Here is a 13,330-nt window from a genome sequence, read left to right as displayed (position 1 = left end):
AGGAGGGCAGGCGGCGCCAGTCTCTGTTCCGGCGCCGCCCGTATTCAGGTCAGTTTACAGACCCAGCATTGCGTCGACGCGATCAGAGTTAGCGTCGATCCATGCTTTGGCTGCGTCTGCTGGTTCCACGCCCTTGGCGGAGATTTCATAAGCCAGCGCGCTCACATCATCTGCTGTGACTTCGAAATTTGCGAAGAATTCAGCAATAGCGGGTGAGCGATCAGCCAGTGAGTTGGACCACGCAATCTGTACCTCTTTAAGTGCGTCTTTAGTGGCTACTGACGATTTTTCGTACCAATCAGCGTCATCTGAAGGCTGGATCATCGTGTATTTAGCGGGATCAAAGGTTGGTTCGGTCAGCATTTCAACGTCGAACATGAACCAGACCGCATGTGGCTTGTAGCAATAGAACGCGTAGCCTTCGCCTTTGGCGATGCTGTCCTTGATGCGTGCGGTCTTAACGCTTTCTTCCGCCCGGATCGGTTCAATGAAGTCCAGCAAGCCATAGTCACGGGTTTTTACCTCGTTGACATTGGCTGATGCCCAACCGGGTGCGCCAATCCACATCTCGCCTTTGCCGTCGCCGTCGCTATCCATCAGCGCTGCGACGTCGGGGCGACCCAAGTCAGCGATGTCCGTGATGGAGTTTGCCTGAGCAAAGTCTTGGGAGACGCAAAACCCTTGGTTGCCTTCATATGGGTTCGAGGACAGCGTGACTGTGCCTGCTCCGTCGACGTACTTCTTGGTGAAGCTTTCTTGGTTTGGCAGCCAGACATCGGGGTGCACATCAATGTCGCCCTTGCCCTGATCCATGGCTTGGAAGATTGTTGCATTGTTACCGGGCACGTATTCGACGGAGCCGCCAATACGGGATGTAACGATCTCGCCGAGCAGGTGTCCAATAGCCTGTGCACCCGTCCAAGATGGCAGGCCGATTTTAACCTCTTCAGCGGCGAAAGCTGGCAGCGCAAAGATGCTTACCGTTGCCGCGAGGCTCAGTGATTTCAGGGTAGTTTTCATAGTCGTCTCCTCTGTTAGGTTGCGCCGGTTTTGGCATCGCTTTAGCGGACAGAGCTTGTGCGTCTTGTCCTTGTTTGTCGGCATTTTTTAAGCAGGTGTTAGATTGTCCCCGGACGTTGTCTTCTCATGTTCAGTTTAGTGGCAGAAGCGAATTTGGAACAAATTCGAACATCTCATCGAACTATTCATAATTTGCATAGTTAGGTTTAGGCTTTGCAAAACAGCCCCTGGATGAGGTGAATCTGAGGTGGATCTAAATTGGCTTCGAGATTTCGAATGCTTGGCGCGCACGTTGAATTTCACCCGTGCTGCCGAGGAGCGCAATATCACTCAGTCGGCATTCAGCCGTAGAATCAAGGCATTAGAGAATTGGGTTGGTTTGCCTTTGGTCAACCGCGCGACTTATCCGATCCAAATCACAGAGGCCGGAAGGCAGTTTCTGCCTGTTGCGCTAAGCGCTGTGTCTCAGCTGGTCGAGACCCGCGAAACCATTAGGGATGCGGATGGTGGCGACCGTCGGTTTGTCAGAATTTCCGTGCTCCACACCATATCGGTGAATTTTTTGGCAAACCGGATCGAAACTATGCAGCAAGAAATCTCTGATCTTCGCACCCGCGTGATCTCCGATTCTCTGAGCACGTGTTGCGAGCTTTTGGTGGAGGGCGCGGTCGACATTATGTTGTGCTACTATCACGCGTCAGTCTCCCCGCGGATCGATGATGCGGTCTTCTCACGTAAGGATCTGCTGACCGATCGCTTGATCCCGGTGGCAACCGCAAAGCGCGCGCTTGAAGACGGCTGGGACCTCTCCGCAAATACCGGCAACCCGATCCCATATCTGGCTTACGAACAGTCTTCGTTCCTGGGGATGGTTGTGGAAAGCGCTGTCGGCCAGAAATCCACGAATGTTGAAACTATCTACGTTGACGGATTGGTCGAAACCATCAAACGCAGGTTGTTGCAGGGGAGCGGTTTTGCATGGATGCCGGAGACCGCTATTGCGCAAGAGCTCGCAACCGGCACGTTGGTCCCAATTGGCGATGAGACTTGGCACGCGCGTCTGACGATTGCAGCACTTGCCAACCCTGCGAGTTTTGATCTTCAGGCGCGCGCGCTTTGGGAGCTACTCTAGCAGGTCAGAGATTGACCCAGCGTTGCGTGTTATCAAACGCAAAATCGTAGCCACCCAAGGCCGCAGCGCCGCCAGTGTGCAAAAACACAACCCGCTCGCCTTTGAAGGTCCCTTTGCGCGCCAGATCAATGAGGCCAGCGGCGCCTTTCGCGGAATAGCAGGGGTCCAGCAAAATGCCTTCTAGCTCGGCGAACATCTTGATGGCTTCGGTACCGCTTTCAGTTGGGATACCATACCCTTCGCCAACGTAGTCCGTATTGGCTATTACGTCCTCGCGCTTGACCAAGCCCGCGCACCCTAATTTTTCAGCTGTTTTGCAGGCCAGATCATAGACCATTTGTTCTTGCTTGGGTTGTGGCGCGCGCGTGCCAATGCCCAGCACGGGGATAAGCGCATTCATTGCGCACATGCCTGTGACCAAACCGGCTTGGGTTCCCGATGAGCCCGTCGCATGCACAAGACGGTCGATCTTAAGGCCACGATCATTGGCTTGGGAAACCAGCTCGAATGCTGCGTTCACGTAGCCCAGGGCTCCCGTCGGGTTCGACCCGCCGCCGGGGATAACATAGACCTTGTGCCCTTTGGCGCGCATCGCCTTCGCCGCCTTTTCCATCTCGGCGGGCATGTCATGGCCGCCGGGAAACTTCTGCGTCGTGGCGCCGTGTAAATGGTCGAGCAGTACGTTGCCGTTGGTGTTGTAATTGCTGTCCTTATAGCCAGTGCGGTCTTCTAATAGGATGTGGCATTTCAGGCCGAGCTTGGCGGCGAAGGCAGCGGTTTGGCGTCCGTGGTTTGTCTGCGTGGCACCTTGGGTCATTACCATATCCGCGCCTTGCTCCAGCGCTTCGGCCATCAGGAATTCAAGCTTACGTGTTTTGTTGCCACCCGTTGACATGCCGGTGCAGTCATCGCGCTTGATCCATAGTTCGACACCGAGCACTTTTGAGAGCCGCTCCATCGGTTCAAGCGGTGTGGATAGGTGAGCAAGGTGGACGCGTGGGAAACGGGCAAGATGCATGCGGTGGCTCCTGATTGTGTTTTCTCAACATATCTGCGCGAAAACGTCATTCCCAATGCAAATTTCGCATCATCTTACGATGCGGCTGGAAGATAACGAAACTCACATGGAAGGCGATGTCCGCTTTTGAGAATTTGCATTGTAGCGTTCATAAATGCGGTGAATTTCCGCTTTGGGCCGCTCGCACTGACCTGCGGTCTCTCCACATAGACCTGTGCAAGGCCTTCATTGCGTCCGTGCTATGCCGCTCTGACGTTTGATGATTACAAACATCACCAAATGCAGTGCTGCAGTGCCGAAGCCGAGGTAGATGATCGGGGTGTTGCCGCCGATCAGCGCATGTGTGCCGTCTAGGAAGTCGACCACGACGCGGAATACCAGGAAGGCTTCGATCATCGGGCGGGACTTGTTCGCTAGGGCATAGATCCCAAACGCGGCGGTCCCCAGGTTGCGCGCACAAAACAGGCCGGCAGGCCCGTCAAGGCTGAAGGCTCCTGCAGTGCCTGCAGCTTCCCAGTTCGACCACATGGCCGCAGGGTTCACGTAGATCACGACAGCGAAGACTGCCGAGATGATGCTGACAAACCAGAGGTAATATGTGATCCATCTCGGGATGGGTTGATCAATCATGGCTCTGGCCTCCACATTAGAACTTGCCGGGATAGCCAGCGGGCAGGTTTTCAGTCTGGATTGGCGCTATGACGTCCCAATGTTCGACGATCAGCCCATCTTCGAGCCGCCACAGGTCATAGAACGCGGTTGGCGTTTCGCCCAGTGCGCCCGTCACACCGGTCAGCACAAAATTGCCCTCTGCCACAACGATGCCGATCTCATCATAGCGGATCTTGAGGCCTTTGGCCGCGTTCGCAGCCATCATTTCTTGCAAGCCTTGCAGCCCGTCCCCGGCGTCTGGGTTGTGCTGCAGGTACTTCGTGGGGTCGATGTATTGGGTCACATCCAGACGCTCACCGCCGATGAACATCCTCTCAAGCAGCTCGATCACAAGCGCTTTGTTTTCGGCGGTTTTGTATAGGTCCGTCGCCTCTTTCCAACCATCGGTCTGTGTGCGGCCTGCAGGGTTCGGACCGTCGCGCAGAGGTTGCAGGTTGTCCCAATGCTCAGCAATGCGCCCGCCTTCGATGCGGAAGATGTCAAATGCCACCAAAGGCGTCTCACCGAAGTTGTAGTAGGTGGAGTGCGTAGCAACCAGGTCGCCTTCGCCAATCATGCGATGCGTTTCGTTCTGGCGCGCATCTGAGGGGTCCGCGTCGCTTTGTGTGCTCAGGAACTTTTTGATGACTGCGGAACCCGATGGCAGTATCGGATTACGTTGGATGTAGGTCTCGGTAAAATAAGTGTCGACCGCGTCCACATTGCGACCGACGAAGACCTCCTCGACCATGTTCCGCACGATTTCTTTGTTTGCGCCGACATCTGCGAGCGCGGCGGTGGCGCAGGTCGCGAACATGCCAACAGCGACGGTAAGTGTTTTTAGCATCGGGGCCCTCATCAAACGAATCTATCTTTCCGGAAAGGTAATTGAGCAAGCGGGGGCTGACAAGTCTTTCTGGAAAGATTAATTGCTAAGGCAATTTAGGAGTTACGATGACCAAATCCGACGGACCATCTTGGCCGAAAGAACGTCCCGCGGAAGCGCGGATCGTGCCGGGCCTCTTTCGCAGCCGCAATTACATCTGGGACAATGATCACCGGATCGTCGAAAGCCACGGGGTGTCGTGGTCGCAGTTTCTCGCGCTATCGACGCTTAGATCGCAAGAGCCGGATTTCACCCTGTCACCCACGCAGCTTTATACCTCTGCGCAGGTCACCTCGGGTGGCATGACGAAGATGATGCACGGTCTGACCAAAGCAGGGCTTATCGAACGGATCGAAAATCCTGAGGACGGCCGCAGCCGCCTGGTGCGACTGACGGCTAAAGGCAAGGACCTGGCCGAAGCGATTGTGGATGCGCTGATCCAGACCAACAAAGCCCTGATCGGTGGCATACTGGAACCAAACGAGACCGAGCAGCTTGCAACGCTGCTCCTCAAGCTCAGCTTAGGGCTCGAGGCGCGTAAATCGTCAACTGGCGACTAGACCTCAACGGGCGTACCAGTCGCGAACGCATAGGACCGGGCGACGATGTGTTTGACGGTCTCAAGTTCGTCTTCATCGCGCGGGGAGAAGACCATGATCAATCCCGGTGGATAGTGCCCCTGCGTGACGAGGTAATGGTCCTCGCCCCAACTCGCATCCACCACAGCTTTTGCATCATCCGCATCCAGTTTGACATGCATCGACCCGTTGTCCTGATGCGGATGGATATGTGCAAATTCACGGCCAATCATGAAAGCGTCGTGGTTACACGCCGTACCTTCGTGCAAAACCAAGGCGCGCGCGCCCGGAACCGAGATCCCGCTATGCTCATTCGCAACACTCGGGAGCGCAAAACACCAGTCATGCAGCTTTTGAATAACCTCGTCCGGCCCGTGTTGGGTCACTTGAGAGTGCGGTAGGCTGTTGGTTGTTTCGGGTGGGCGCCCGGAGCGGCGCACCAGCTTTAAGTTTGCCATGTTTTCTCCAATGCATTGGCTTTGATACGGCGCGGAAAGACGCTCGGTACGATTGCGTGTCGTTTTCGTTCAAACCATGAGAGCTTTGTTCACCAAGGCTTCTTTGGTCTGGTACTGCGAGACATCGACACCTTGCTCGGTCAATGCCTCGCTGAGTTCTTGTTCGCTTAAGGCTTCAATCGCCGCTTCGGTCATTTTCATGAAGTTAATCCGGCGCTTGAGTGCCGGGTTGGTCTCACCAAACAGATGCCGATCATCAAAGCCAAAATCCTCAGCATACTTGGTCATGAAATGGGCCAGGAACGTATTGATGCTTCTACGCACGCGCTGATCCTTGGTCATCAATACAGATGACGCATCCAATGTATCTCGCATCAGCGTGACCCATCGTTCAGCACCCTTGTCGTTCATCAGCGCCATCGCGTTGTGCGTGTGGTGAAAGTTCAAGCGAAACTCCGCACCATGATAATACGGGCCACCACCCATTACATCGATCCACATCGAGGCTTGCGTGCCGATATGATGATTGAGGCCACCCACTTTTTCAAAGATGGATGTAAACCAGGGCTCATCGGCAAAGACACGTTCATAGAACCGTTGCACGATCCCGACGATTGGGTCTTGCCCCAAGACAGAATAGAGCTGCCAGAACTGGATAGGTTTTGTGCTATCACTCGTTGCCGTCAAAGAAAGAACCTCAGGCATGCGATGTGCTTCTGCAGGAAGCAATCCCTTGTCGATTGCAGCCGTGATGTAGGCATGCTGGATTTTCTCACTCATGTATCCGTGCCGGGTCGGAAATTTGGGTAGGTCGATGTGTGTCATAATTTGTTCTCTGGGGAGCCTTGACGTAATCTCCATTGAGTTTGTGTGAATTGAGGCCTACCTAGTTTTGCAAGATCACAACAGCAAGTACGGTCACTTAGGATACCACTATGAATGCCCTCCCACCCGAAGAGGAATGCCGAATAGAACCGCTCGTCTCGGCCATCTCGGGGCGATGGAAACTGTTGGTTATCTATTGGCTGACGCAACGCACGTTTCGCTTCAACGAGCTGCAACGGAACCTTGGCCGCATTACGCACCGAACGCTGACACGTCAGCTGAGTGAACTGCAGGAGGCTGGCTTTGTTGTCCGCAAGGATTTCAAATCCATTCCCCCGCATGTTGAGTATAGTCTCACGCCATTAGGAGAGAGTCTGATACCCTTGCTTCAAGCGATGCATGACTGGGCCGTGGCAAACGCAGACAGTTTGCCTGAAACACAGTAGTGGGACGACGGGGATGGAGTTAAGATTGCGGCATATCACTGCCAACGTCCGCTTTGCGGGCTGCGACCGCAGCATTTGAAGACCTCATTCAACGGCCGTTTAGGGCCGTCCTGGAAGCATAGCTTGGGCCCACGGCTGAAATGCTGCATTCGCTCCGCTGGCGGCAAAAAGCTCGATATTAGCGATGCTGCGTTTGTGTCTAATGGCGGCTTTGAGAAAGAAACGCGATCAAGTAGGACTTGGGCCTTTTCCAACGCGCGGATGCACCCGTGTTCCGTCCGACAGTGCGATGCACAATACGATTTCTTCTGCGCGCGGTGCGTCAGGCACCCAGAGCGTCATCGTATCGATATGGTCAAAAGACCAGGCATCGTCTTTATGACCTAGTGGCAGGTCAATGAACCCGCCCAAAGCCCCAACCTTGTGGTTGGACGGCATCAGAGACTTACCGCCGCCGATGGCTGCCCGCACCGGTTTGCCAAGCGCGGGGTGCAACAAGGCAGCCCCGTGTTCCATCGCACCCGAAGATCCGACAAGAGCGGCTTTGCCATAGCAGACAGCAGGTGCTCCCAGCATTTTGACAAGCTCCTGTGTCAGCAATTCTCCAAGCTGCGCACCAACATCGAAGAGCTGCGACAGGTCGTCTTGATGGATACCAGCGAAGGGGTTTTTCACAACCGCCATAGCCACAACGCGTGTGATGCGGTCGCACGCCTGCCCCATTTCATCTGCGGTGATGATCTCCCTGGTGAAAATCGTTTTTCGAATATTCATCGTCACACTTTCCTTTCCTGACACATCACGGGCGCACCTTTGAAAAACTGGAACGCAATGCCAAGCGGCACCACCGCCGCGAAAAGGACCATTGCAAGCCACAATGGGCCTTGCGGATTACCAGTCGCATCAAGGATCGCACCTGCGACCGGCGGTGTGATCCACATAATCGCATAGTAAACCGTAAAGAATACACCCATGCCAAAGGCCCTGACGTCGGGCCGCATCGCTTGCCCCGCCATTGCCATGATAACCCCAGCAGGTGCCATGCCGATCAGTCCAAACAGAATGCTTGCGCCAACGCCAGCGCCAGGCAGGTCGATTAGCAAGAGCGCTGCGATAGCACCGCCCATGCAGACAGCCAAGACTATGTTTCGTCCACCAATACGATCCACGATCTGTCCGCAGGCCGCACCGGAAAAGATCATGATCCAGCTGCCCACACTGATGATACCAGCGGCAGCAATGGCGCTTTGGGCGTGGCTTTCAAGAACTTTTGGCGCAAAGGCAAGATAGGTGACGTAGGCGGCGTTAAAGACGCCCCAGGCAGCCGCCGCACATAAGACCAAACGCCATTCCTGTGGTGTAAGCGCAACCTGTGCACTGTCCGTCACCTCCGGCAAATCATGCGGTGGACGGTAGAGCAAAAAGACCGCAAGCGCTGCGATCAGACAATAAGCCGAAGCGGCCTGAAACGGGACCTGCCAGCCGTATGTCTGGGCCAACCACGCGTGGCCAACTTGGCCCATGGCAATGCCAAACGGCCAAGACATCACAAGGACGCTCATAGCCGTTGCAATCTCGCGACCTTCAAACCAATCCGCCACCATCTTGGTGAAATATAGCGTCGTGAACAGAAACCCGGCCCCGGCAAAGATGCGGCCCAAGCCAATAGCCCAGCTATCCGTCGCAAGCGATGACGCGGCCCCACCCAACGCCAATGCGCATAGGCCTAGCACCACCATTATCCGGTCTGACACGTAACGCCCCCAATACCCGGCAGGGATGGCCAAAAACAATCCGGGTGCCATGAACAGCCCAATCAGGAAGCCGATATCGGCGTAACTGAGGCCAAAGGTGCCGACAAGATCGTCGCCAACAGACGCTACGGTCTGAAACTGAAGCCCGAGTCCGACACGCGCAAAAAACAGCAAGCCCAAAATGCGCCAGCGCATCACGCCCAGCCAAGCGCGCGCAGCGCGTGCACATCGTTCCAGATTTTGGTCATATGGCTGATTTTATCACCGTCAAACTGCATCATATAGGCGTAATCCGAGACAACAGTTTTACCGGTAGGCGCAACTGGTCCGCCTTCCCCGGTTTGCGTACCGTGGAATTCAGCGGCGGCAACAACGGTGCCACGCGTTTCATCCGCGGCAAAAGCCGTCAGCTTATAGCGGCCATCCGGTACGGGGGTCAGAAGCCCTTTCATCCACTCAGCGTAATCAGCAAGGGTTGTCGTTTCTGCCAGAACGTCAGCCTGACAGGAAAAACGCGCCCCTTCGTGGCAAAAAAGCTTGCAGCCTTCCCACCCTTTGCCTGTTTCGCAGGCTTCGAAAAAGGCTTTGGCGGTTTCGTATTGTGTCATTGTGCTGTTCTCCATGATGATCCGATGGCAGCAGCTTAGATCAGCGCTGATCAATTCGGGTATCGTGCAGATGCTGTAATATCAGCATTGGACGTGCAGTATTAAAACTACAGCATTTGCAGGATTGCTTGTTGAACGCGTTCTTACCAAACTCAGCACAAGTTGTTCTTTTCGGAGTATTTTAAGTGTCTGGACAATTAGGTCTCAGCCAAAGGGAATTGCAAATCGCGCAGTCTTATGCGGATGGAAAGACCTATCAGACCATTGCCGACACACTTTGCATAGCACCATCTACTGTGCGGACGCATCTGGCGACTATCTACCGCAAGCTTGAAGTCTCCTCGAAACTGGAGCTGGCAATACACCTGCGTGGCGAGACCCCGCAGCCACGCAACCCGTCCGAAATGGCCGCCGTGGTTTCAGAGCTGGCTTTGAGCCTGGAAGAGGCAATCAGCCGTGAAAAGGCCCTCAGCGAAGTCTTGCGGATTATTGGTGCGTCCCAAGGTGATCTGGACGCCGTGATGCCGCTGATCCTGACCTACGCACTAGAACTTTGCGACGCGGAATTTGGCATCCTGTTCGAATGTCAGCAAGACGACAGGTTTCTTGCCAATCACACAGTCGGCATTCCTAAACCGTTTCGGGCCTGGCTGGACGCGCAAGGTGTCTTCACCGTCAGCCCCGAAACGGGTCTCGGCCGCATGAATAATCAGCGTGACGTCATCAATATCATCGACGTCAAATCAGAGGCGATTTACCAGACGGACGACCCCTTGCGCTATGCCACAGCCGATCTTGGCGGGGCGCGGTCTTTTGTTGCAATCCCTATGCTTGCTGGTGACAGTTTGGTTGGCGCTTTCACGATCTATCGCCAGACCGTGCGCCCTTTTTCTGAAGACAGCACGCGACTTGCGCAGATGTTTGCTGCTCAAAGCGTGATCGCATTGGAGAACGCGCGCTTGATCAAAGCCATTCAGGCGGCGCATTCGTGACCGAGAAACCCGATGAGACAAGCATACTCACCACCCGCGAGAACCAAATTGCGGCGGACTATGCAAAAGGCGAAAGCTATCAGCAGATCGCGGATCGCTTGTGTCTTGCGCCTTCGACCGTGCGCACGCATTTGGCGACGATCTATCGCAAACTCGGTGTTTCCTCGAAGTTGGAACTGCGCGATAGGTTGACACCTGTGGCAACTACGCTCGCTGATTTGCCCATTGAACATCCCAACCGGCCTGAGAAACCGTCTATCGCCGTGCTGGCTTTCGAAAACATGTCCGGTGACCAAGAGCAGGAATACTTCTCAGACGGGATCAGTGACGACATCATCACGGCCTTGTCGCGGTCCCCTTGGCTTTTCATAATCGCGCGCAACACAACATTTACGTACAAAGGTACATCCGTCGATGTCCGCCGCGTTGCTGAAGAGCTCGGGGTTCGGTTTGTCTTGGAAGGCAGCGTTCGGCGATCGGGCGAGAGGGTGCGTGTTACTGCCCAATTGATCGATGGCATAACAGGCGGGCATGTCTGGTCCGAACGCTACGATGGGCAGCTTGAGGACGTCTTTGACCTGCAAGATGAGATCACCCGCAACGTTGTGGCGTCTATCCAGACGACAGTGCATCTCAGCACTATTCAAGAGCCAGTCGAGCGTGCATCACGACCCGATCTCACCGTATGGGAGCTGACGATGCGGTCCTGGCATCTGCTGTATGACTTCACGCCCGAAAGCTACGCCTACGCCAAAACCTTGCTGGAACGTGCTTTGGCTATTGATCCCGAGAGCGCCGAGGCGAACATGATCTTGTCGTTGATCAACCACCACATCGCGATCATGGGTTTTGTCCCTGACGTCCAGCCTGCAATGGAAACGGCTTATGCATTGGCGCGACGGGCCACGCAGTTGGATGACCGCAATGAATACGCGCATTGGGCTCTGGGCATTTGTTGCTGGGGGTTGCTCAAATACGACGAATCCCTTGCAGCCTTGGAACGCGCCGTGGCTCTAAACCCAAACTGTTCACTGGCCTATGGCAGTCTTGGCACCTTGCTGGGTATCCTTGGACGCTCGGATGAGGCTATCGCCAATCAGGAAATCGCCATCCGCTCCAACCCTCTCGATCCAAGCATTTTCTTTCGCTTTTCGGGTCTTGCGTTGGCACACTATATGGCTGGGCGCTTTGAGGCCGCGATCGAATGGGCCGAGCGGGCAATACATCGAATGCCAAGATGGTATTTCGCACATTTTGTCTTAGTCGCGAGTTGTGAAGCACTCGACCGCCAAGAAGACGCGGCGAATGCAGTCAAATATTGTCAGGACATCCTTCCCGACACCAGCATCAAAGATGTTGATCGTGTGCCTTTGAAAGACACCGGCAAACTGAATGAATTGCGAGCACGTTTGATCAAGGCAGGTTTTTCTGGACAACCGATAGTCCACTAGAGCATCCCATGGCGGAACCGCAGGGAATTATCGCTTTGTCCAGGATGTGTGTTCGGTCACCGATGAAGTTTGCGCCCGCAGCGAACGGCCGGTTTGACGGGCCGCACCGCAGCATTGCTGAGCGTCGGCCAACGACAGCAATGGGCAGTACCTGCTAGGTATGGATGACCTGGTCATCGAACATGCTGTGACCGATCTAATGACCGCGAAGAGCCCAGAATGAACGATGCTGCGTGCTGCACGAATGTCTGTTATTCTATGCTAGCCGTCGATGTCGAACCCACCGGCCTCACCACAACGCAAGATCCCAAAGTTCTAGGCGTCTTTAATCGCGATCATTTCGATTGGTGAAATGCGCCCTGCAGCCAAATTTGCTACCATATTTGGGATTTTTTCTGCGGTGGACTGTTGCATGAGTACATGTAAACCCAAAGGGGGTGGTCCTCCAGCGGCTTCGGATGCGGCCTTCATCTTTTTAAAGAAATCCATTGCAAAGTCGTGACGATTGTTTTCTTGAGCAACGACGAAACCATTGGCTTCGAGGGCCATTCGATAGTCTTTGGGCGCTGCAACCCAGCTTGTTTCATGTGTTGTTGCCCAAGGAACAGGGTAGATTAGCTCTTCGTCGTTACCCTTCATGATATCGTAGATTCCAAACTTTGCGCCAGATTTTAGAACACGGGACACCTCAGACATCAGAACCTGCTTGTCTTTGATGTTCATACCAACATGCATCATGAATGCGCCGTCAAAACTTGCATCCTCAAAAGGAAGCGTAAGTGCACTACCTTGCTGGAGTGTTATGCGATCCGACAAGCCGACCCATTCGCAAAGTCGCTGCCCGACATCAACGTATTCAGATGTCAGATCAATCCCAGTGATCTTCGCCCCGTAGGTCTTCGCGGTGAAACGCGCTGAACCTCCCAAACCGCAGCCGATATCGAGTATGGTTTGGGAGGGCGATATGCTAAGCTGGTCCAGGAAATGGATGCTCGCTGTCCGCCCACCGATGTGAAATTCGTCTACTGGACCAAGATCCTCAACACTGGCGTTTTCGGGTTCAATACCCTGCTTTTTGAGGCCTGCCTCAATCGCGGTTAGTAGGTTTCCGTGGTTATAGTGGGTGGAAATACTCTTATCGTTGTTCATGACAATCAACTTTTCCAATTGGTGAAGCGCGACACTACCACGTTTCGCCAAATCGCCTAAGCTGTCATTGGTGCACCCGCGGCGAACAGCAGCTCCCTCCGCGATCTGTAAGTTCACCCTACATCAGATTGCGCTACTGCGGCGAATGTCCGCAATGCGGGCTGCGAGCGCAGCATGTTGATCGGTCGGTGAACGGCAGGATTGGGCCGATTCCGAAACTTTGCAAAGCCTGCTTTCTGCGCGTCTTTGAAATTAGTCATACGCGCAGCATCAGTTAAAATGTGCTCATTGCTGTCGTTAGATCGAATGCAGCATCTGCCAAATCGCTGCTTCGAACCGGGTCAAGGACGGCCCATTCCAGA

General features: G+C 54.5%; 15 protein-coding genes. 5 read left to right on the top strand and 10 right to left on the bottom strand.

Annotation, left to right across the window (positions count from 1 at the left end; all coding sequences use genetic code 11):
• Positions 1 to 54: 54 nt before the first annotated feature.
• Positions 55 to 1,020, bottom strand: coding sequence for an ABC transporter substrate-binding protein (locus ACZ1G7_RS18910; protein ID WP_472660926.1), 966 nt, complete (start codon positions 1,018 to 1,020; stop codon positions 55 to 57).
• 247 nt (positions 1,021 to 1,267) lie between these two features.
• Between ACZ1G7_RS18910 and ACZ1G7_RS18905 the strand changes: the two genes are divergently transcribed.
• Positions 1,268 to 2,152, top strand: coding sequence for a LysR family transcriptional regulator (locus tag ACZ1G7_RS18905; RefSeq protein WP_472660925.1), 885 nt, complete (start codon positions 1,268 to 1,270; stop codon positions 2,150 to 2,152).
• 4 nt (positions 2,153 to 2,156) lie between these two features.
• Here ACZ1G7_RS18905 and cuyA read toward each other — a convergent pair whose 3' ends face one another.
• The 3 genes from cuyA to ACZ1G7_RS18890 all read right to left on the bottom strand — a co-directional run bounded on the left by cuyA (position 2,157) and on the right by ACZ1G7_RS18890 (position 4,668).
• Positions 2,157 to 3,170 carry a D-cysteate sulfo-lyase gene (gene cuyA, locus ACZ1G7_RS18900; RefSeq protein ID WP_472660924.1) on the bottom strand — a complete coding sequence of 338 codons (1,014 nt, stop codon included), beginning with the start codon at positions 3,168 to 3,170 and terminating at the stop codon, positions 2,157 to 2,159.
• A 225-nt stretch (positions 3,171 to 3,395) separates the two neighbouring features.
• A complete protein-coding gene (locus ACZ1G7_RS18895) occupies positions 3,396 to 3,800 on the bottom strand; it encodes a hypothetical protein (protein ID WP_472660923.1) in 405 nt (134 codons plus the stop codon).
• A 16-nt stretch (positions 3,801 to 3,816) separates the two neighbouring features.
• Positions 3,817 to 4,668, bottom strand: a complete 852-nt coding sequence (locus ACZ1G7_RS18890) for a nuclear transport factor 2 family protein (RefSeq protein WP_472660922.1) — start codon at positions 4,666 to 4,668, stop codon at positions 3,817 to 3,819.
• 107 nt (positions 4,669 to 4,775) lie between these two features.
• Here ACZ1G7_RS18890 and ACZ1G7_RS18885 point away from each other — a divergent pair, with 107 nt between their 5' ends.
• On the top strand, positions 4,776 to 5,267 hold the full coding sequence (locus ACZ1G7_RS18885; RefSeq protein ID WP_472660921.1) for a MarR family winged helix-turn-helix transcriptional regulator: 492 nt from the start codon (positions 4,776 to 4,778) through the stop codon (positions 5,265 to 5,267).
• Here ACZ1G7_RS18885 and ACZ1G7_RS18880 read toward each other — a convergent pair.
• Positions 5,264 to 5,743: a luciferase domain-containing protein gene (locus tag ACZ1G7_RS18880; protein WP_472660920.1), complete on the bottom strand. Its 480-nt coding sequence runs from the start codon at positions 5,741 to 5,743 to the stop codon at positions 5,264 to 5,266. The genes ACZ1G7_RS18885 and ACZ1G7_RS18880 overlap by 4 nt on opposite strands.
• 69 nt (positions 5,744 to 5,812) lie before the next feature.
• Positions 5,813 to 6,568, bottom strand: a complete 756-nt coding sequence (locus ACZ1G7_RS18875) for a globin domain-containing protein (protein ID WP_472660919.1) — start codon at positions 6,566 to 6,568, stop codon at positions 5,813 to 5,815.
• Between the two features lie 110 nt (positions 6,569 to 6,678).
• On the opposite strand from ACZ1G7_RS18875, the gene ACZ1G7_RS18870 reads away from it, so the two are divergent.
• Positions 6,679 to 7,014, top strand: a complete 336-nt coding sequence (locus tag ACZ1G7_RS18870) for a winged helix-turn-helix transcriptional regulator (RefSeq protein WP_472660918.1) — start codon at positions 6,679 to 6,681, stop codon at positions 7,012 to 7,014.
• Between the two features lie 228 nt (positions 7,015 to 7,242).
• Here ACZ1G7_RS18870 and ACZ1G7_RS18865 read toward each other — a convergent pair whose 3' ends face one another.
• Genes ACZ1G7_RS18865 through ACZ1G7_RS18855 form a run of 3 tightly spaced genes read right to left on the bottom strand, consistent with a single transcriptional unit; the run spans position 7,243 to position 9,376 of the window.
• A complete protein-coding gene (locus ACZ1G7_RS18865; RefSeq protein ID WP_472660917.1) occupies positions 7,243 to 7,788 on the bottom strand; it encodes an amino acid synthesis family protein in 546 nt (181 codons plus the stop codon).
• A 2-nt stretch (positions 7,789 to 7,790) separates the two neighbouring features.
• Positions 7,791 to 8,963 carry an MFS transporter gene (locus ACZ1G7_RS18860; protein ID WP_472660916.1) on the bottom strand — a complete coding sequence of 391 codons (1,173 nt, stop codon included), beginning with the start codon at positions 8,961 to 8,963 and terminating at the stop codon, positions 7,791 to 7,793.
• On the bottom strand, positions 8,963 to 9,376 hold the full coding sequence (locus ACZ1G7_RS18855; RefSeq protein ID WP_472660915.1) for an ester cyclase: 414 nt from the start codon (positions 9,374 to 9,376) through the stop codon (positions 8,963 to 8,965). Before ACZ1G7_RS18855 ends, ACZ1G7_RS18860 begins: the two co-directional genes overlap by 1 nt.
• 185 nt (positions 9,377 to 9,561) lie before the next feature.
• On the opposite strand from ACZ1G7_RS18855, the gene ACZ1G7_RS18850 reads away from it, so the two are divergent.
• Both ACZ1G7_RS18850 and ACZ1G7_RS18845 read left to right on the top strand, forming a co-directional pair.
• Positions 9,562 to 10,368, top strand: a complete 807-nt coding sequence (locus ACZ1G7_RS18850) for a LuxR C-terminal-related transcriptional regulator (RefSeq protein ID WP_472660914.1) — start codon at positions 9,562 to 9,564, stop codon at positions 10,366 to 10,368.
• Positions 10,365 to 11,819 carry a LuxR C-terminal-related transcriptional regulator gene (locus tag ACZ1G7_RS18845; protein WP_472660913.1) on the top strand — a complete coding sequence of 485 codons (1,455 nt, stop codon included), beginning with the start codon at positions 10,365 to 10,367 and terminating at the stop codon, positions 11,817 to 11,819. The genes ACZ1G7_RS18850 and ACZ1G7_RS18845 overlap by 4 nt, the downstream gene beginning before the upstream one ends.
• A 315-nt stretch (positions 11,820 to 12,134) precedes the next feature.
• Here the strand turns inward: ACZ1G7_RS18845 and ACZ1G7_RS18840 are convergent, their stop codons facing one another.
• The gene (locus ACZ1G7_RS18840) at positions 12,135 to 12,968 is read right to left on the bottom strand and encodes a class I SAM-dependent methyltransferase (protein ID WP_472660912.1); all 834 of its coding nucleotides are present in this window, start codon (positions 12,966 to 12,968) and stop codon (positions 12,135 to 12,137) included.
• Positions 12,969 to 13,330: the final 362 nt, after the last annotated feature.

This window comes from Litoreibacter sp. JB4-2 (genome assembly GCF_055693445.1).
This window is presented reverse-complemented; position numbering and strand designations above follow the sequence as displayed.